Raw genomic sequence first — 20,265 nt, 5'->3', positions numbered from 1 at the left:
GTAGGCGATGAAAGCTGCACGCTCTTTAAAGTTGAAAAAGCAAGAAGATAAAGCAAGTTTTGTAAGCTGGCGTTTTGCCTTGCTATGCGGAGGCATTGGGTTTGCTTTAATCGGGCTTTTGATTCGTGTTGCCTATTTGCAGATCATCAATCCTGATCGTTTGGTAAAAGAAGGCGATTCGCGCTCCTTACGTATCCAATCTATCCCGACAGCCCGTGGCATGATTAATGATCGTAATGGGCGTCCATTGGCCGTCAGTGTTCCTGTTGATGCAGTCTGGGCCGATCCTAAGGAAGTGTTTGAAAAAGGCGGCATCACAAATGACTCCCGTTGGCAGGCGTTGGCCGATGCACTTTCCATCCCCCTTGAACAATTGACCAGCAAAATTAGTGAATATCCCAACGGGCGTTTTGTTTACCTTGCCCGTCAAGTGAATACCTCCATTGGCGATTATGCCGAAAAATTGAAACTACCCGGAATCTATTTGCGCCAGGAATCCCGCCGTTATTATCCGGCAGGGCAGGTAACCGCACATATTATTGGGGTCACTAACATTGATGGCAAAGGTATTGAAGGGGTTGAGAAGAGTTTTGATAACTGGCTGACGGGGATGCCAGGAAGCCGGACTGTTCGTAAAGATCGAACAGGGCGAGTCATTGAGGATATTTCATCGACAGATAGCAGGGCTGCCCATGATTTGACTCTCAGCATCGATGAGCGCCTCCAGACTTTAGTGTATCGCGAATTGGCGAAAGCGGTTGCGCTGAATAAGGCCGAATCGGGTACAGCCGTACTGATTGATGTCAATACCGGTGAAGTGTTGGCGATGGCAAACAGCCCATCTTATAACCCGAATAATTTGGCCGGGACACCGAAAGATGCAATGCGTAACCGTGCTATCACCGATATCTTTGAACCTGGCTCCACAGTGAAACCACTCGTGGTAATGAGTGCGCTCAATAGTGGCATTGTCAAAGAAAATACGGTGCTGGATACCAGACCATACCGATTGACGTATGGTTCACGGGGGCATGAGATCAAAGACGTTGCCCCCCGCGCTGAGTTAACTATCACCGGAATTTTACAGAAGTCGAGTAACGTTGGTGTTTCTAAACTGGCGTTAGCGATGCCTGCCTCAGAGATTGTTGATGTTTATTCACGCTTTGGGATGGGAAGGCCAACCAATTTGGGGCTGGTCGGAGAAAGTAGTGGCTTATATCCAACAAATAAACAACGGTGGTCAGATCTTGATAGGGCCACCTTTTCTTTCGGCTACGGGCTAATGGTAACGCCGTTACAATTAGCGCGGGTCTATGCAACGATAGGCAGCCTGGGCGTTTATCGCCCACTGTCAATTACTAAAGTCGATCCTCCTGTACCGGGCACCAGAGTATTCCCAGAATCTATTATGCGGACAGTGGTGCACATGATGGAGAGTGTGGCATTACCGGGAGGAGGTGGTGTACGGGCTGCGATAAAAGGTTATCGCATTGCCATTAAAACGGGGACGGCTAAAAAAGTCGGGCCAGATGGCAAGTACGTCAACAAGTATATTTCTTATACCGCAGGGGTTGCACCTGCGAGTAATCCACGGTTTTCACTGGTTGTGATCATTAATGATCCACAGGCAGGCAAATATTATGGCGGTGCCGTTTCAGCACCTATCTTTGGCACAATCATGAGTGGTGTTTTGCGTACCATGAATGTTGAACCTGATGCACTGCCTGTAGGCGATAAAAACGAATTTGTGATTAATCAATAAAGAGGATAAAAGTGGCAGATCGTAATTTGCGCGATTTATTGGCTCCTTGGGGTGTTGATACACCGGAGCTTCCGCTGCGTGAAATGACATTGGACAGCCGTAAGGCGGCTGCCGGAGATCTGTTTGTTGCGGTTCAAGGGCACCAGACAGACGGTCGACAATATATTCCTCAAGCCATCGCTCAAGGTGTCGCTGCGGTGATTGCAGAAGCGAAGGGAAAAGCGGATAACGGCACGATGCAGAAAATGCATGGGGTGCCGGTTATCTATTTGGACGATTTAAATAATCAATTATCCAAGCTGGCTGGCGAGTTTTACCGGCATCCCGGCAATAAATTGAAGTTGGTTGGGGTGACTGGCACCAACGGAAAAACAACAACAACCCAATTGTTGGCGCAATGGAGTCAGGGGCTTGGTGAAACCAGTGCCGTGATGGGAACGGTGGGCAATGGTTTGCTGGGTATGATAATACCGAGCGAAAACACCACTGGCTCTGCGGTTGATATTCAGCTTAATTTACAACAGCTTGCTGATAAAGGTGCCACTTTTGCCGCGATGGAAGTCTCTTCACATGGTTTGGTTCAGGGCAGAGTGGCGGCATTGCCATTTCAGGCGGCTATTTTTACTAATTTAAGCCGTGATCACCTTGATTATCATGGGGATATGGAAAATTATGAAGAGGCTAAATGGCGACTGTTCAGCCGCCATGATGTGAAGCAGAAAATCATCAATGCCGATGATGTTGTCGGGCAGAAGTGGTTATCCCGCTTGCCGGACGCCGTTGCTGTCTCAATGGAAAACAACTTGCCTGCAAATTGGCCAGGGCGTTGGTTATCGGCCAGTGAAGTGCATTATCACGATAAAGGGGCTTCCATCACATTGACGTCCAGTTGGGGGAATGGAACGCTCAATAGCCCTCTGATGGGCGCGTTCAATGTCAGCAACTTACTACTGGCACTGGCCACGTTATTGTCGCTGGAATATCCGCTGGAGAAACTGCTGGCGATGGCCTCTTGCCTGAAACCGGTTTGTGGACGCATGGAAGTCTTTTCTGCGGCGACCCGTCCGACGGTTGTCGTTGATTACGCCCACACACCGGATGCCTTGGAAAAAGCCTTGTCTGCGGCTCGCCTGCACTGTAAAGGGCAACTTTGGTGTGTATTTGGTTGTGGTGGTGATCGCGATAAAGGCAAACGTCCATTAATGGGCGGTGTGGCAGAGCAGGGCGCTGATCGTGTGGTTGTCACTGATGATAACCCTCGTAGTGAAGAGCCTCAGGCCATTGTGGCTGATATCCTGCAAGGGTTCATCGATCCAGGGCGAGTGATGGCGATCCATGGGCGTGTTGAGGCGGTTACCAGCGCCATTATGCAGGCCGGCGAGGAAGATGTTGTTCTTATCGCGGGTAAAGGCCATGAAGATTACCAGTTAGTTGGCAATTGTCGCCTGGATTACTCAGACCGTCTCACCGTTGCGCGTTTACTGGGGGTAATGGCATGATCCCTCTGACACTACAGCAATTGGCACAGTTAACGAAGGGGTCGTTATATCGCGTGACTGAGCAGCAAGCGGCAACTATGCACATTGATGCTGTGGAAACCGATAGTCGCCGGATCGTGCGTGGCGGTTTGTTCATTGCCTTACAAGGGAAGAAATTTGACGCCCATGATTTCGCGGCTGATGTCGTACAGCAGGGCGCTGGCGCCTTATTGGTCAGCCGTCGTCTGGATGTGGATTGCCCCCAGGTTGTGGTTGAAGACACCCGTCTGGCGATGGGAAAACTGGCCGGCTGGGTTCGCCAGCAAAGTAAAGCACGCATTGTGGCGTTAACCGGTTCGTCTGGCAAAACGTCCGTAAAAGAGATGACCGCGGCGATCCTGCGTCAGTGTGGCAATACCCTTTATACTGCGGGCAACTTCAACAATGATATTGGGGTGCCATTGACCCTGTTCAGGCTTACCGATGAGCACCAGTTTGCCGTTATTGAACTGGGTGCCAACCATATCGGTGAAATTGCTTACACGACGGCAATGACGCGTCCTGAAAGTGCATTGGTCAATAACCTCTTTTCTGCCCATTTGGAAGGATTTGGTTCTTTAACTGGGGTGGCAAAGGCCAAAGGTGAGATCTTTGAAGGGCTTGCGCCAACCGGAACGGCCATTATTAATCTGGATAGCCATGATTGGGATAACTGGCAGCACAGCATTCGTGATCAACAAACCGTATGGCGCTTTTCCGCGTCATCAGCGCTAGGGGCAGATTTTTACGCAACAGACATTTTAGAACAACCGTTGGCAACGCATTTTTGTCTTCATAGCCCAATAGGGCGTGTTGAACTGACACTGCCACTGCCGGGAAAACACAATATTGCCAATGCGTTAGCTGCCAGTGCACTGGCCATTTCTGTGGGGGCGTCGCTGGATGATATTCGTACCGGATTATCGGCATTGAAAGCGGTGGCAGGACGTTTATTCCCTATCCTTCTGACTAAAGGAAAAATGATATTGGACGACACCTATAACGCGAATCCAGGCTCCATGATTGCGGCGGCGAATGTGTTATCGCAGATGTCCGGTTATCGAGTCATGGTTGTTGGTGATATGGGCGAGTTGGGAGAACAGACGATTGAGTGCCATCGTGAGGTGGGCGAAGCCGTGGCATCCACAAATATAGATAAAGTGCTCAGTGTCGGGGCCTTCAGTGCCCATATTAGTGACGTGAGTCGTCGGGGGCAGCATTTCGCAAACAAGGCTGAATTAGTTGCAGCGCTGCTTCCTTTATTGGAACAACACGAAATGATTTCCATATTAATTAAAGGTTCACGTAGTGCCGCAATGGAAGAGGTCGTGAACGTATTGAAGGAGAACTTCCAATGTTAGTTTGGCTGGCCGAATATCTGGTTAAGTATCACACAGGTTTTAACGTCTTCTCTTATCTGACGTTCAGAGCCATCGTCGGCTTGCTTACTGCATTATCCATCGCGCTATGGATGGGGCCAACGTTGATCGCTTATCTACAAAAATTGCAGATAGGCCAGGTTGTCCGTGATAACGGCCCGGAGTCCCATTTTAGCAAACGTGGAACACCCACCATGGGGGGATTGTTGATTTTGTTCTCCATCACGATCTCTGTGTTGCTGTGGGCCCGTTTGGATAATCCGTATGTCTGGTGTGTCCTGATTGTTTTAATGGGTTATGGCATTGTGGGGTTTGTGGATGATTACCGCAAAGTGGTTCGTAAAGATACCAAGGGGCTAATTGCTCGCTGGAAATATTTCTGGCAGTCCGTTATTGCCCTGGGCGTGGCGTTTGCGATGTACAGTATCGGTAAAGATACGCCAGCAACACAATTGGTCGTGCCGTTCTTCAAAGAGGTTATGCCACAACTGGGCTTGCTTTACATTCTGCTGACTTATTTTGTCATCGTAGGAACCAGTAACGCAGTTAACCTGACGGATGGATTGGATGGTCTTGCTATCATGCCAACCGTGTTTGTTGCCGCCGGTTTTGCCCTGGTCGCATGGGCTACAGGTAACGTGAATTTTGCTAACTATCTGCATATCCCTTATTTGAGCCACGCGGGTGAACTGGTGATTGTCTGTACGGCGATTGTCGGCGCAGGGCTGGGTTTCTTGTGGTTTAACACTTATCCGGCGCAAGTGTTTATGGGCGATGTGGGTTCATTAGCGCTGGGTGGCGCATTGGGAACCATCGCAGTATTGCTGCGCCAGGAGTTCCTGCTGATCATCATGGGGGGTGTTTTCGTGGTGGAAACACTGTCTGTCATCTTGCAGGTTGGCTCATTTAAATTACGTGGACAGCGCATCTTCCGTATGGCACCGATTCACCATCACTATGAATTGAAAGGATGGCCGGAACCCCGTGTGATCGTGCGCTTTTGGATTATTTCCTTGATGCTGGTGTTGATTGGACTGGCAACACTTAAGGTACGTTAATCATGGCTGAGCGACTCATGACTGAGTACAAGGATAAAGAGTACAAGGGTAAAAAAATTGTCATTGTCGGGTTAGGGCTGACAGGCTTGTCCTGCGTTGACTTTTTTGTGACACGCGGCGTGATCCCGCGTGTGATGGATACCCGTATCGTACCACCAGGCAGCGATAAGCTGCCTGATCGCGTCGAATGTCACACAGGCAGCTTAAACAAACAGTGGTTGATGGATGCCGATTTAATCGTTGCCAGCCCAGGTATCGCGCTGGCAACGCCTGAATTGCAGGCGGCGGCGGATGCGGGGGTTGAAATTGTCGGCGATATTGAGCTGTTTTGCCGTGAAGCGACAGCGCCAATTGTTGCCATTACAGGCTCAAATGGCAAAAGCACCGTCACCACTTTGGTTGGCGAAATGGCGAAAGCAGCGGGATGGCAGGTTGGTGTGGGAGGCAACATTGGTGTCCCTGCGCTGGCATTGCTGAAACAACCTTGCCAGCTTTATGTGCTGGAATTGTCCAGTTTCCAGCTCGAAACAACATATAGCTTGAAAGCAGCAGCAGCGACAGTACTGAATGTGACCGAAGACCACATGGTTCGCTACCCCCAAGGGGTGTCGCAGTATCAAGCAGCGAAGTTGCGCATTTATCATCAGGCAAAAGTTTGCGTGATAAATGAACAGGATACGCTGACATTACCCGCAACAGGCAAAGATAGCCGTTGTATCAGCTTTGGTGTGGATTGTGGTGATTACCGATTTGATAGTGAACACCAACAACTGTGGATCAATCAACATCCTGTATTAGCAACACATGAAATGCAGTTGGCGGGGCAACATAACTATACCAATGGATTGGCCGCATTAGCACTGGCCGATGCTGTCGGTATCCCTCGCGCAGCCAGCCTTCAGGCCTTACGCACTTGCGCCGGACTCGCGCACCGTTTTCAGACGATCCACATGAGAAAGGGGATTCGCTGGGTGAATGATTCTAAGGCGACGAATGTGGGCAGTACTCAGGCGGCACTGAGTGGATTAAAGCTGACAGGGAGACTCTATCTTTTATTGGGGGGAGATGGAAAAGCGGCGGATTTTACCCCACTGAAACCCTATATATCGGGGGATCATATTCGTCTTTACTGTTTTGGTCGTGATGGCAGGCAGTTAGCGCAATTGCGCCCTGACATTACGACACTGACAGAAACAATGGAGCAGTCGATGAGAGAAATTGCCCCCAAGCTGGTTTCTGGCGACATGGTATTACTGTCGCCGGCTTGTGCGAGCTTCGATCAGTTCAACAGCTTTGAACATCGTGGTCATGAATTTGCGCGTTTGGCAGAGGAGTTAGGCTGATGACCATTCCAGGCCTTGGTAAATTTAAAACGTGGTTGACGGGAAATGTGGAGGCAGATACCACCAATGCCGTTATGTATGATCGTACCCTGGTCTGGATGATATTGGGGTTGGCTGCCATTGGCTTTGTGATGGTGACGTCGGCGTCAATGCCCGTTGGCCAGCGTCTTACCCAAAATCCGTTTATCTTTGCACAGCGTGATGCGATTTACTTGTCACTGAGCTTCTTCTTATCCCTGATTACGCTACGTATTCCGATGAGCTTCTGGTTGCGTTATAGCAACGTCATGTTATTGGCAACCATCATCATGCTGGTTGTGGTGCTGTTTGTGGGGAGTTCAGTCAACGGGGCATCACGCTGGGTAGCAATTGGCCCATTGCGTATTCAACCCGCAGAATTGTCGAAACTCTCACTCTTTTGTTATCTCGCTAGCTATTTGGTTCGAAAAGTTGAGGAAGTGAGAGATAACTTCTGGGGATTTTGTAAACCGATGGGCGTCATGATTGCCCTGGCGATTTTGTTATTGGCACAGCCCGACTTAGGCACAGTGATTGTATTATTTGTGACAACACTGGCTCTGCTCTTTCTGGCAGGGGCGAAATTATGGCAGTTCCTTGCCATCATTGGCTGCGGAATATTTGCCGTGTGCGTGCTGATTGTTGCTGAACCTTATCGTATACGCAGGGTGACCTCCTTCCTGAATCCGTGGGAAGATCCTTTTGGCAGCGGTTACCAGTTAACCCAATCGCTAATGGCATTTGGCCGGGGAAGTTTCTTTGGTCAAGGGCTGGGAAATTCAGTCCAGAAACTCGAATACCTGCCGGAAGCTCACACTGACTTTATTTTCTCCATCTTGGCTGAAGAGTTGGGTTATTTCGGTGTGGTTTTAGTGTTGTCAATGGTATTCTTCGTCGCTTTCCGCGCAATGGTGATCGGGCGTCAGGCGTTGCAGCTTAATCAACGGTTTTCTGGCTTTTTGGCTTGTGCAATCGGTATATGGTTCAGCTTCCAGGCATTCATCAACGTTGGCGCAGCGGCAGGTATGCTTCCAACGAAGGGATTAACATTACCTTTAATCAGCTACGGTGGTTCGAGTTTGATCGTGATGTCAACAGCCATCGTCTTGTTGTTACGAATTGATTATGAAGTCCGTCTGGCAAAAGCACAGGCGTTTGTAAGGAGCCCTAAATGAGTGGCAAAAACCGGCGCTTAATGGTGATGGCAGGTGGTACGGGAGGGCATGTGTTCCCCGGACTGGCGGTTGCTCACTATTTAAAAGAGCAGGGGTGGGATATTCGCTGGTTGGGAACCGCGGATCGCATGGAGGCTGATTTAGTGCCGAAACATGGCATTGATATCGAGTTTATTCAAATTTCAGGCTTGCGGGGCAAGGGCATCAAAGCGTTGCTGGCTGCGCCGATTAGAATTTTTAAAGCCATTCGACAGGCAAAAGCCATTATGCGTGGCTATCGGCCAGATGTGGTACTGGGCATGGGAGGATATGTTTCCGGGCCTGGTGGCGTCGCGGCATGGTTGTGTGGCATTCCGGTTGTACTGCATGAGCAGAATGGCATTGCAGGGCTAACGAATCGTTGGTTAGCCAAGATTGCCAAAACCGTTTTACAGGCATTTCCGGGCGCATTCCCTACTGCACCGGTTGTCGGTAATCCCGTCAGGGAAGACGTACTGGCATTACCAGAACCCAGGCAACGTTTAACTGGGCGTGAAGGGCCTGTTCGGGTATTGGTCGTTGGCGGCAGTCAGGGGGCAAGGATCTTGAACCAAACGATGCCAGAGGTGGCAGCCCGTCTGGGCGATAAAATCACTTTGTGGCATCAGGCTGGAAAAGGTGCCAGAGAAGAAACGCAGAAAAAATATGAAAATTCAGTCAAATCTGAATTCAAGGTGACTGAATTTATTGATGATATGGCGCAAGCCTATGCGTGGGCTGATATTGTCGTATGCCGCTCTGGTGCGCTCACGGTCAGTGAAGTTTCCGCCGCGGGCTTACCGGCGATTTTTGTTCCTTTCCAGCATAAAGATCGCCAGCAATATTGGAATGCCTTGCCTTTGGAAAAAGCGGGAGCAGCAAAGATACTCGAACAATCCGAATTTACCGTTGATGCTGTCGCAAAATTATTAACTCAGTGGCAACGCCCACAGCTGTTAGAAATGGCAGAAAAAGCCCGTTCAGTCGCCATTATCAATGCCACTGAACGTGTAGCAGCAGCCTTGATCGATGCTGTAGAGAATTATTCAGGCCGTTCCAGATAGAGCGGTGACGTAAACATAACGAGTGAAGATTAAAACGTGAATACACAACAGTTGGCGAAATTAAGAACTTCAGTGCCTGAAATGAGAAAAGTCAGGCATATCCACTTTGTTGGCATCGGTGGTGCTGGCATGGGTGGTATCGCCGAGGTGTTGGCTAATGAAGGTTATCAGATAAGTGGTTCTGATCTGGCTCCCAATCCTGTCACACAGCAATTGATTGCATTGGGTGCAACGATTTATTTCAACCACCGTCCAGAAAATGTGCGGGGTGCCAGCGTTGTGGTGGCATCCACGGCCATTTCGACGGAAAACCCGGAAATTGTGGCTGCGCGTGAAGCCCGAATCCCTGTGATCCGCCGTGCAGAAATGTTGGCAGAACTGATGCGTTATCGCCACGGTATTGCGATTGCGGGAACCCATGGAAAAACCACGACAACGGCAATGATTGCTGGCATTTATGCACAGGCGGGTCTTGATCCTACCTTTGTTAATGGTGGGCTGGTCAAAGCGGCGGGCACACATGCTCGTTTAGGCAGCAGCCGCTATCTCATTGCAGAAGCCGATGAAAGTGATGCTTCATTTTTGCATTTGCAGCCCATGATGGCGGTTGTCACCAATATTGAAGCCGACCATATGGATACTTACCAAGGGGATTTCGAAAACCTAAAGCAAACGTTCGTTAACTTCCTGCATAACCTGCCATTTTATGGGCGTGCGGTGATGTGTATTGATGATCCGGTCGTGAAAGAACTTCTCCCCCGGATTGGACGTTATATCACGACCTACGGTTTCAGTGAGGAAGCAGATGTACGTATTACCCATTATGAGCAAAAGGGCGCACAGGGATTTTTCACCATCAGCCGATCTGAATTGCCCGATTTGCATGTCGTGCTAAATGCCCCTGGACGCCACAATGCGCTGAATGCAACGGCTGCTGTCGCTGTGGCGACAGAAGAAGGTATTGATGATACCGCTATTCTTGCGTCCCTGGCCGAATTTCAGGGAACCGGACGCCGCTTTGATTTTCTGGGGGATTTCCCTCTGAAACATATCAACGGCGAAGAAGGTAGCGTGATGTTGGTCGATGATTATGGTCATCATCCAACGGAGGTTGACGCCACAATTAAAGCCGCACGAGCGGGTTGGGGGAATAAGCGCATTGTCATGGTATTCCAGCCACACCGTTATACACGAACTCGTGATTTATATGATGATTTTGCCAATGTTCTGAGTCAGGTAGATGTTCTATTAATGCTGGATGTGTATGCCGCAGGTGAAGCGCCGATCCCTGGTGCGGATAGCCGTTCTCTATGCCGTACTATCCGTAGTCGTGGCAAGTTGGACCCGATTTTTGTATCAGATCCTGATCAACTTTCAACCATTTTGTCACAGGTGATAGAAAACAACGACTTAGTTCTGGTACAGGGGGCCGGTAATATCGGTAAAATAGCGCGCAATTTGGCTGAAACAAAATTACAGCCATCTTTTTATGAGGGAGGACATCATGGTTGATAAAGTTGCTGTTCTGTTGGGCGGAGCTTCTGCTGAACGCGAAGTTTCATTGCAATCAGGACAGGCGGTTACGGCAGGGCTGAAAGAAGCGGGTATTAATGCTTTTTCAGTTGATACAAAAGACTTTGATGTGACTAAACTCAAAGAGGAAGGATTCACTAAAGTCTTTATCGCACTGCATGGTCGCGGCGGTGAGGATGGTACGTTGCAAGGTTTGCTGGAGTTTTTGCAAATTCCTTATACCGGCAGCGGAGTGATGGCATCTGCCTTATCAATGGATAAATTGCGCACAAAACAGTTATGGCAGGGAGCAAAACTGCCAGTTTCACCTTATGTCGTAATTAATTCTCAAAAATTTGAACAACTTAATGATTTTCAACTCAAAGAGTATGTTCAAGAATTAGGTCTACCATTAATGGTTAAACCGAATCTGGAAGGCTCCAGTGTAGGCATGACCAAGGTGAATGGGTATGCCGAATTGCGCGGCGCATTGGCGCTGGCATTTAAATATGATACGGATGTGTTGGTTGAAAAATGGATGTTTGGCCCTGAATATACCGTAGGATTTTTGGGCGATAACGCGCTTCCCTCCATCCGTATTCAGGCTCCAGATACATTTTATGATTACGATGCGAAATATATTTCCGAGCAAACACAATACTTTTGTCCAAGTGGCTTGAGTCAGGAAAAAGAACAAGAGCTATTGGATATCGCATCAAAGGCGTATAAAGCGCTGGGATGTCGTGGTTGGGGGCGAGTCGATATCATGGATGATGGTCATGGTCATTTCTGCCTGTTGGAAGTGAATACTTCCCCAGGCATGACTAGCCATAGTCTTGTCCCCATCGCTGCACGTCAGGCTGGACTGAGTTTTTCTCAACTCGTCGCGAGAATTTTGGAGTTGGCTGATTAGTATGTCGCAAGCAGCCCGGAATAGCCGGGAGCGGGAGAGTGAAGCTCAGGGATCGCGTCCGAGTAATGGTTACTATCTGGCAGGGATTGGCTTCTTCTTGATGGTGGTAGGCACCATCATGTGGGGGGGCTGGATGACGCTAGACTGGATGAAAGATCCCAGCAGGTTACCGCTTTCAAAGCTGGTGTTGACGGGTGAACGCCATTACACCACAAATGATGATGTAAGGCAGGCTATTTTATCCCTGGGAGCGCCCGGAACGTTTACGACTCAGGATGTCAACGTCATTCAGGAAAAGATTGAACAACTGCCATGGATTCGGCAGGTCACTGTTCGTAAACAATGGCCTGATGAACTTAAAATTCATCTGGTAGAATATGTGCCTTATGCGCGCTGGAATGATACCCAACTGTTGGATGCTGAAGGTCGGGTATTCAGCTTACCGATAGAGCGCAGTGCCAATGGGCAGTATCCGATGTTATATGGGCCAGAAAGCAAAGAAAAAGACGTATTGAATGAATACCAGACAATGGCGGCTTTTCTTAAAAAACACCAGATGAAGTTAAAAGCAGTGATCATGACAGCACGTAATTCCTGGCAGCTAATCTTGGATAAAGATATCCGTTTAGAGCTTGGAAATCGAGATAAAATGACACGAATGAAACGTTTTGTTGAACTTTATCCTGTGTTACTGAGAAATACGGAAAAACGCGTGGATTATGTTGATTTACGTTATGACAGCGGTGCTGCGGTAGGTTGGGCTCCTTTATTAACTGATACGCCGGTTTTAATGAACGGGCAAGAAAACAAACAGTGACTGGTAATAATACAGAGACAGGCAGAATAACGATGATCAAATCAACGGACAGAAAATTGGTAGTTGGCCTTGAGATCGGTACAGCAAAGGTATCTGCCCTGGTTGGTGAGATTCTGCCCGATGGTATGGTGAATATTATCGGAGTAGGAAGTTGCCCATCCCGCGGCATGGATAAAGGCGGTGTCAACGATCTTGAATCGGTCGTCAAATGCGTACAACGTGCCATTGATCAGGCTGAACTCATGGCGGATTGCCAGATTTCCTCAGTCTATCTGGCACTTTCCGGCAAGCATATCAGTTGCCAGAATGAAATTGGCATGGTGCCGGTTTCGGAAGAAGAAGTGACACAGGATGATGTGGATAGTGTTGTCCATACCGCTAAGTCAGTTCGTGTTCGTGATGAACACCGTATTTTGCATGTGATCCCACAGGAATACGCGATTGACTATCAGGAAGGGATTAAAAATCCAGTTGGGCTATCTGGTGTGCGTATGCAGGCGAAAGTCCACTTGATTACCTGCCATAACGACATGGCGAAAAACATCGTGAAAGCGGTTGAACGTTGTGGATTGAAAGTCGATCAACTTATTTTTGCAGGACTGGCAGCAAGTTATGCTGTGTTGACAGAAGATGAGCGTGAATTGGGCGTCTGTGTCGTTGATATCGGCGGCGGGACAATGGATATCGCTGTCTATACTGGCGGTGCATTGCGTCATACCAAAGTTATTCCTTATGCCGGCAATGTCGTGACCAGTGATATCGCTTATGCGTTTGGTACTCCCCCAAGTGATGCTGAAACTATCAAGGTTCGTCATGGCTGCGCATTGGGTTCGATAGTCAGTAAGGATGAGAGTGTAGAAGTCCCCAGTGTGGGAGGACGCCCTCCTCGTAGCTTACAACGTCAAACACTGGCTGAAGTGATCGAACCCCGTTATACCGAACTGCTGAATTTAGTGAATGATGAAATTTTGCGATTGCAGGAGCAGTTGCGGCAGCAGGGAGTGAAACACCATCTGGCGGCAGGGATTGTCCTGACAGGGGGAGGAGCCCAGATTGATGGTCTGGCCGAGTGTGCTCAGCGGGTATTCCATACCCAAGTTCGCATTGGTCGTCCTCTGAACATCACTGGATTGACAGATTATGTGCAGGAGCCTTGCTACTCAACAGCGGTTGGACTTCTGCATTATGGCAAAGAATCCCAGCTTGGCGGCGATTCTGATGCCGATAAAAGAACGTCAGTGAGTGGCTGGTTTAAGAAAGTCAGCAACTGGCTGAAGAAAGAATTTTGATTTTTTATACAGAGGCCACGGCCTCGATATAAAGGCACAAAACGGAGAGAAATTATGTTTGAACCACTGGAATTAACCAACGACGCGGTGATTAAAGTCATCGGCGTCGGCGGCGGCGGCGGAAATGCTGTGGAGCACATGGTGCGTGAGCGTATTGAAGGAGTCGACTTCTTTGCGGTTAACACGGATGCTCAGGCACTGCGTAAGACGGCTGTTGGTCAGACTATCCAGATTGGCAACGGCATTACAAAAGGATTGGGCGCTGGTGCAAACCCTGAGGTTGGCCGTACTGCCGCGGAAGAGGATCGCGAATCACTGCGTACTGCACTGGAAGGCGCTGACATGGTATTTATTGCCGCCGGTATGGGAGGTGGTACGGGAACGGGTGCAGCACCTGTTGTGGCTGAAATTGCCAAAGAACTTGGCATCCTGACAGTCGCAGTCGTGACTAAGCCATTTAATTTTGAAGGCAAAAAACGGATGGCCTTCGCGGAGCAAGGGATCACTGAACTGTCCAAGCATGTGGACTCATTGATCACCATTCCAAATGACAAGCTATTGAAAGTACTGGGACGAGGTATTTCATTGTTGGATGCATTTGGTGCAGCCAATGATGTCCTGAAAGGTGCGGTTCAGGGTATTGCTGAACTGATTACTCGCCCAGGTCTGATGAACGTTGACTTCGCTGACGTACGTACCGTGATGTCGGAAATGGGTTATGCCATGATGGGTTCCGGTATCGCACAAGGTGAAGATCGTGCGGAAGAAGCCGCAGAAATGGCGATCTCCAGCCCATTGCTGGAAGATATTGATCTGTCTGGCGCCCGTGGCGTTCTGGTTAACATTACAGCAGGCTTTGACCTGCGTCTGGATGAATTTGAAACGGTGGGTAACACTATCCGTGCATTTGCTTCTGATAATGCAACGGTGGTTATCGGTACGTCACTGGATCCAGATATGAATGATGAGCTGCGTGTTACCGTTGTGGCAACGGGCATTGGGATGGACAAACGTCCAGAAATCACGCTGGTGACCAATAACAAGGCTCCTCAGGCAAACACGATGGATCGCCGTTACCAGCCGATGTCTGGCGGTATCTCTTCATTGCCTGATGAGAACAAAACAGCCGCAAAAGTTGTCAATGACCAAAACACACATACGAGCAAGGAGCCTGATTATCTAGACATTCCTGCTTTTTTGCGTAAGCAGGCTGACTAATTACTAATAAATTGGTTTCTCCGCTTTTTGTGTTAAACTATCCTGCCAGTCATACATTATAGTGATTGGCGGGATAAGTAACATTGCGAGATATAAACGATGATCAAACAAAGGACACTAAAACGTATTGTTCAAGCGACCGGCGTCGGTTTGCACACCGGTAAAAAAGTCACGCTGACAATGCGTCCAGCGCCGGCCAATACCGGGGTCATCTATCGTCGTACTGACTTGAATCCTCCAGTTGATTTTCCAGCAAATGCCAATTCTGTGCGTGATACTATGCTCTGTACTTGTCTGGTGAATGAGCACAATGTGCGTATTTCGACCGTTGAGCATTTGAATGCAGCGCTGGCAGGTTTAGGGATCGACAATATTGTTATTGAAGTCGATGCACCAGAGATCCCGATTATGGATGGCAGCGCTAGCCCGTTTGTTTTCCTGTTATTGGATGCGGGTATTGAAGAGCTGAATGTCGCGAAGAAATTCGTGCGAATGAAAGAAAGCGTTCGTGTGGAAGAAGGCGACAAATGGGCTGAACTGGCACCTTATCATGGTTTCAGTCTGGATTTTACTATCGACTTTAACCATCCGGCAATTGATGCCAGTTCACAGCGTTATAGTCTGGACTTTTCTGCGGATTCATTCGTTCGCCAAATTAGTCGCGCACGTACTTTTGGGTTTATGCGCGATATTGAGTATTTGCAATCTAAAGGCTTGTGCCTCGGTGGTAGCTTTGATTGTGCGATTGTTGTTGATGACTACCGTGTACTCAATGAAGATGGTTTGCGTTTTACCGATGAATTTGTCCGCCATAAGATGTTGGACGCCATCGGCGATCTGTTTATGTGTGGCTATAATATCATTGGTGCCTTTACTGCGTTCAAATCCGGTCATGCACTGAACAACAAGTTGCTGCAAACTGTCTTAGCGCAAGAAAGTGCCTGGGAATTTGTCACATTTGAAGATGAAGCTGAAATGCCATTGGCCTTCCGCGCTCCATCATTGGTGTTGGCGTAATGATTCACATGTGTATTGATAAAGAATGTTGAGAACATTCCTATGATGCATCAATGGGTTATGTTGTCTATTACGCTCATTTCGCTGATGTTTTTCGCTCAGCGTTAGCGCTTCTTTTTGGCTGTACTGGTATCCTCTCCGGCCAGCGCAGCCAACCGCTCCAATTTCCTTTTCAGTTTATCAGGGCAGTTTTCAGCCAACATCATTAATGTTTTTGCACTTTCATGAGTAAGCTGGCGCTTTGGTAATTCCTGATTATCATTACTGAATGCTTTTGTTGATAATATTGAGAATCCTTGTTCATTATTATCACACTTAACCATTAATGATGGGTTAATCCTGATGTCGATTGAGGATAAAGATGGTAGAATTTCTTGTCTTAAAGTAGACAACAAGACAGGAATTTCATAACGAAGCCGAGTCATCCAACTGGCATTTCCTGCTTCCAGTACCAGAATTTGTTTGCGATAATTGGCAACCCTGCACCACGGGTGCAATTGCGCAGGAAGCAAACTGAGAACGGCACGGTTGAGTTTCAATAATGCGATGGCATGTTGTTGAATAATTTGAAGTGGGCTTTTTCCGACAGTTGCCGCGTCTTCAAACAGCTTATCCAGTGATTGTGGGCGGCTATCTCGCATAATAGAGGCAGTTCCAGTATTTATTAATGAAGGATTAATGAGTATTTTAAATCTTTGGCGACAATTTGGTAGGCGTTATTTTTGGTCTCACCTTTTACTGGGCATGGTTGCTACAGGAATTGGTGTTCCTACTGTTTTCGCTGGAGTGGCAGAAAGCCTGCATCATACAAACACTTCTTCTGCCCAGGGAAGCCGTCACCAGGCACTTTCCTCCTTTGAACACTTATTTAAATTACATTTACTCCAATTAAAAAGTGTCCAGCGCCAACCCGCTAATTACTTAAATTACTGGCAACAACATGCTGTTCGTAATGTGATCCGTCAACTTTCTTTTGCTTTTTCGGTTGCAGAGCCAGTCAAATACGAAGGCGCAAAAGAAAGTCATCAGATTTCTTCTCCATCCATGCAACAACTGATGCTAGATACGTTGCATGCCATGCTGACACAAACACCAACGCTATTTGAGGCGATTATCGCAGATGTTGCGATGGTCGCTCTTGTGTTGCCTGATATCCATACTCCAGCGCTCTGGGTCGCTAAGATCCAGGGGATTAGGGCTGGGCCAATGTCCAATCATCTATTTTGCGTTAATACTGCTGTCTTATTTTAATCTAAATTAAATAAGACAATTTCTAAGGAATGATTGGTTGGCTACAACGATAGCCCTATCTGAGATGTACTAATTATGTTGATTAAATTACTGACAAAAATTTTTGGTAGCCGTAATGACCGTACCTTGCGCCGTCTGCGCAAAGCGGTTGATGAAATCAACCGCATGGAGCCGGATTTTGAAAAACTCTCTGATGAAGAACTGAAAGCGAAAACCGAGCAATTTCGTGCCCGCTTAAAAGAGGGAGAGTCGCTGGATAAAATTCTGCCAGAAGCGTTCGCGACTGTGCGTGAAGCCAGTAAACGTGTATTTGGTATGCGTCACTTTGATGTGCAGTTGTTGGGCGGGATGGTATTGAATGAACGCTGCATCGCAGAGATGCGTACCGGTGAAGGTAAGACATTGACTGCAACATTGCCAGCTTATCTTAACGCCCTAACTGGCAGAGGCGTTCACATTGTTACCGTGAACGATTATCTGGCACAGCGCGATGCGGAAAATAACCGCCCACTGTTTGAATTCCTTGGCTTGAGTGTTGGCATCAACTTACCCGGCATGCCAGCACCCGCAAAACGCGAGGCTTATGCTACAGATATTACTTACGGCACTAATAATGAGTTTGGTTTTGACTATTTGCGTGACAATATGGCATTTAGTCCAGAAGAGCGAGTCCAACGCAAACTGCACTATGCGCTGGTGGATGAGGTTGACTCGATCTTGATCGACGAAGCGCGTACCCCATTGATTATTTCGGGACCGGCGGAAGACAGCTCTGAACTTTATATCAAAGTGGACACACTGATCCCGAAACTGGTTCGTCAGGAAAAAGAGGACTCAGACACCTTCCAGGGGGAAGGACATTTCTCTGTTGATGAAAAAGCACGCCAAGTTAACCTGACAGAGCGTGGCCTGGTATTGGTTGAAGAGTTATTGGTGGATGCGAAATTAATGGATGAAGGCGATTCCTTGTATTCACCGACCAATATCATGCTGATGCACCATGTGACAGCCGCCCTGCGCGCCCATGTCCTGTTTACCCGTGATGTTGATTATATCGTTAAAGAAGGTGAGGTCATCATCGTTGATGAACATACCGGGCGTACTATGCAGGGGCGGCGCTGGTCTGATGGTCTGCATCAGGCTGTGGAAGCCAAAGAGGGTGTCGACATTCAGAATGAAAACCAGACGCTGGCTTCAATCACATTCCAGAACTATTTCCGTATATACGAAAAATTGGCCGGGATGACAGGAACGGCCGACACGGAAGCCTTTGAATTCAGATCCATTTATAAGCTAGATACCATTGTCATTCCAACCAATCGCCCAATGATCCGTCAGGACTTACCGGATCTGGTCTATATGACAGAGGCGGAAAAAATTGAGGCGATCATTGAAGATATCAGGGATCGGACCAATCGCGGTCAGCCTATCTTGGTAGGGACAATCTCGATTGAAAAATCGGAGCTGGTGTCCAAGGCATTAACGAAAGCGGGTATTGTGCATAACGTTCTGAATGCAAAATTCCATGCACTGGAAGCTGACATCATAGCGCAGGCTGGCCAGGCCGGCACAGTGACTATTGCAACCAACATGGCAGGACGTGGTACAGACATCATGTTGGGAGGAAGTTGGCAGGCGGAAGTCGCTAAATTGGAAGAGCCAACGGAAGAGCAAGTCGAGAAAATCAAGGCCGAATGGCAAGAGCGTCATGATGCGGTATTGGCCGCGGGCGGCTTACATATTATCGGTACAGAGCGTCATGAATCACGCCGTATTGATAACCAGTTACGTGGTCGTGCGGGACGTCAGGGGGATGCAGGCTCTTCACGTTTCTATCTCTCGATGGAAGATGCCCTGATGCGCATTTTTGCCTCTGATCGTGTGACGGGCATGATGCGTAAATTGGGTATGCAGCCAGGTGAAGCGATTGAACATCCGTGGGTGACTAAAGCGATTGCGAATGCCCAACGTAAAGTTGAGAGTCGTAACTTTGATATTCGTAAACAATTGTTGGAATATGATGACGTTGCGAATGATCAGCGCCGGGCGATTTATGCCCAGCGCAACGATTTGCTTGATGTGGGCGATGTCAGCGAAACTATCACCAGCATTCGCGAAGATGTCTTCAAAGTCACAATTGATGCTTATATTCCGCCACAATCACTGGAAGAAATGTGGGATGTTGAAGGCCTGCAAGAGCGTTTAGCCAACGATTTCGACTTGAATTTGCCAATTAAGGCGTGGTTGGACAAAGAGCCTCAATTACACGAAGAAACATTGCGTGAACGTATTCTTGAAAAGGCGATTGAAGTTTATCAGCAAAAAGAAGAAGTTGTCGGTACAGACATGATGCGTAATTTTGAGAAAGGCATCATGTTGCAAACTCTGGACACATTGTGGAAAGAGCATTTGGCCGCGATGGATTATTTGCGTCAAGGTATTCACCTGCGTGGTTATGCACAGAAAGATCCAAAACAGGAATACAAACGCGAATCTTTTGCCATGTTTGCCAATATGCTGGAATCGCTGAAATATGAAGTGATCAGTACCTTGAGCAAAGTTCAGGTCAGAATGCCAGAAGAAGTCGAGGCACTTGAACAACAGCGTCGTGAAGAAGCTGAGCGTTTGGCAAGACAACAACATTTGAGCCATGAAGTCGAGCAGGGTGCGTTGATGTCAAAAGCCGAAGCTCAAGTGGCCGCGGGAGAGCGTAAAGTCGGTCGCAATGATCCTTGTCCATGTGGCTCTGGTAAAAAATATAAGCACTGCCATGGTCGCTTATAAGTAAAGTGAGTGTATAAATAAAAAAAGTGTCAGTGGAAATCACTCATTCAGTGAGCATTGGCACTGATTGATGTAACGAGAACCCTCAAATTTTATTCTTTAATAAAACGTGCTTAAGGAATAGATTTGG

The 20,265-nt window shown here is 48.1% G+C and carries 15 protein-coding genes and 1 pseudogene; 15 read left to right on the top strand and 1 reads right to left on the bottom strand.

Annotation, left to right across the window (positions count from 1 at the left end):
* The first annotated feature begins 7 nt into the window (after window positions 1-7).
* From Xkoz_RS04725 to lpxC, 13 genes and pseudogenes are all read left to right on the top strand, one after another.
* A pseudogene (locus Xkoz_RS04725) lies at window positions 8-1,787 on the top strand (peptidoglycan glycosyltransferase FtsI).
* Window positions 1,774-3,261: a UDP-N-acetylmuramoyl-L-alanyl-D-glutamate--2,6-diaminopimelate ligase gene (gene murE / locus Xkoz_RS04720; RefSeq protein ID WP_099141030.1), complete on the top strand. Its 1,488-nt coding sequence runs from the start codon at window positions 1,774-1,776 to the stop codon at window positions 3,259-3,261. Before Xkoz_RS04725 ends, murE begins: the two are co-directional and overlap by 14 nt.
* Window positions 3,258-4,640, top strand: coding sequence for a UDP-N-acetylmuramoyl-tripeptide--D-alanyl-D-alanine ligase (gene murF / locus Xkoz_RS04715; protein WP_099141028.1), 1,383 nt, complete (start codon window positions 3,258-3,260; stop codon window positions 4,638-4,640). The genes murE and murF overlap by 4 nt, the downstream gene beginning before the upstream one ends.
* A complete protein-coding gene (gene mraY / locus Xkoz_RS04710) occupies window positions 4,634-5,716 on the top strand; it encodes a phospho-N-acetylmuramoyl-pentapeptide-transferase (protein WP_099141026.1) in 1,083 nt (360 codons plus the stop codon). Before murF ends, mraY begins: the two co-directional genes overlap by 7 nt.
* A 2-nt stretch (window positions 5,717-5,718) precedes the next feature.
* Window positions 5,719-7,059 carry a UDP-N-acetylmuramoyl-L-alanine--D-glutamate ligase gene (gene murD, locus Xkoz_RS04705; protein ID WP_099141024.1) on the top strand — a complete coding sequence of 447 codons (1,341 nt, stop codon included), beginning with the start codon at window positions 5,719-5,721 and terminating at the stop codon, window positions 7,057-7,059.
* On the top strand, window positions 7,059-8,252 hold the full coding sequence (gene ftsW / locus Xkoz_RS04700) for a cell division protein FtsW (RefSeq protein WP_099141022.1): 1,194 nt from the start codon (window positions 7,059-7,061) through the stop codon (window positions 8,250-8,252). Before murD ends, ftsW begins: the two co-directional genes overlap by 1 nt.
* The gene (murG, locus tag Xkoz_RS04695; RefSeq protein WP_099141020.1) at window positions 8,249-9,334 is read left to right on the top strand and encodes an undecaprenyldiphospho-muramoylpentapeptide beta-N-acetylglucosaminyltransferase; all 1,086 of its coding nucleotides are present in this window, start codon (window positions 8,249-8,251) and stop codon (window positions 9,332-9,334) included. Before ftsW ends, murG begins: the two co-directional genes overlap by 4 nt.
* A 36-nt stretch (window positions 9,335-9,370) precedes the next feature.
* A complete protein-coding gene (murC, locus tag Xkoz_RS04690) occupies window positions 9,371-10,846 on the top strand; it encodes a UDP-N-acetylmuramate--L-alanine ligase (RefSeq protein WP_099141018.1) in 1,476 nt (491 codons plus the stop codon).
* On the top strand, window positions 10,839-11,759 hold the full coding sequence (locus Xkoz_RS04685) for a D-alanine--D-alanine ligase (protein WP_099141017.1): 921 nt from the start codon (window positions 10,839-10,841) through the stop codon (window positions 11,757-11,759). The genes murC and Xkoz_RS04685 overlap by 8 nt, the downstream gene beginning before the upstream one ends.
* Before the next feature lies 1 nt (window position 11,760).
* Window positions 11,761-12,576, top strand: a complete 816-nt coding sequence (gene ftsQ / locus Xkoz_RS04680) for a cell division protein FtsQ (protein ID WP_099141015.1) — start codon at window positions 11,761-11,763, stop codon at window positions 12,574-12,576.
* 32 nt (window positions 12,577-12,608) lie between these two features.
* The gene (gene ftsA / locus Xkoz_RS04675; RefSeq protein WP_099141013.1) at window positions 12,609-13,865 is read left to right on the top strand and encodes a cell division protein FtsA; all 1,257 of its coding nucleotides are present in this window, start codon (window positions 12,609-12,611) and stop codon (window positions 13,863-13,865) included.
* 54 nt (window positions 13,866-13,919) lie between these two features.
* A complete protein-coding gene (ftsZ, locus tag Xkoz_RS04670; RefSeq protein WP_099141011.1) occupies window positions 13,920-15,083 on the top strand; it encodes a cell division protein FtsZ in 1,164 nt (387 codons plus the stop codon).
* A gap of 99 nt (window positions 15,084-15,182) precedes the next feature.
* Window positions 15,183-16,100 (top strand): UDP-3-O-acyl-N-acetylglucosamine deacetylase, encoded by a 918-nt coding sequence (lpxC, locus tag Xkoz_RS04665; protein WP_099141009.1) that lies wholly within the window; start codon window positions 15,183-15,185, stop codon window positions 16,098-16,100.
* A gap of 104 nt (window positions 16,101-16,204) precedes the next feature.
* Here lpxC and Xkoz_RS04660 read toward each other — a convergent pair whose 3' ends face one another.
* Complete coding sequence (locus tag Xkoz_RS04660; protein ID WP_099141007.1) at window positions 16,205-16,741, bottom strand: DUF721 domain-containing protein; 537 nt, start codon at window positions 16,739-16,741, stop codon at window positions 16,205-16,207.
* A gap of 37 nt (window positions 16,742-16,778) precedes the next feature.
* Here Xkoz_RS04660 and secM point away from each other — a divergent pair, with 37 nt between their 5' ends.
* Both secM and secA read left to right on the top strand, forming a co-directional pair.
* Complete coding sequence (gene secM, locus Xkoz_RS04655) at window positions 16,779-17,351, top strand: secA translation cis-regulator SecM (protein ID WP_099141005.1); 573 nt, start codon at window positions 16,779-16,781, stop codon at window positions 17,349-17,351.
* 75 nt (window positions 17,352-17,426) lie between these two features.
* A complete protein-coding gene (gene secA, locus Xkoz_RS04650) occupies window positions 17,427-20,135 on the top strand; it encodes a preprotein translocase subunit SecA (RefSeq protein WP_099141003.1) in 2,709 nt (902 codons plus the stop codon).
* Window positions 20,136-20,265 lie beyond the last annotated feature (130 nt).

It is taken from the genome of Xenorhabdus kozodoii (assembly GCF_002632875.1).
Lineage (GTDB): Bacteria > Pseudomonadota > Gammaproteobacteria > Enterobacterales > Enterobacteriaceae > Xenorhabdus > Xenorhabdus kozodoii.
Note: the sequence above shows the minus strand (reverse complement) of the source record. Positions and strands in the feature narration are given on the sequence as shown.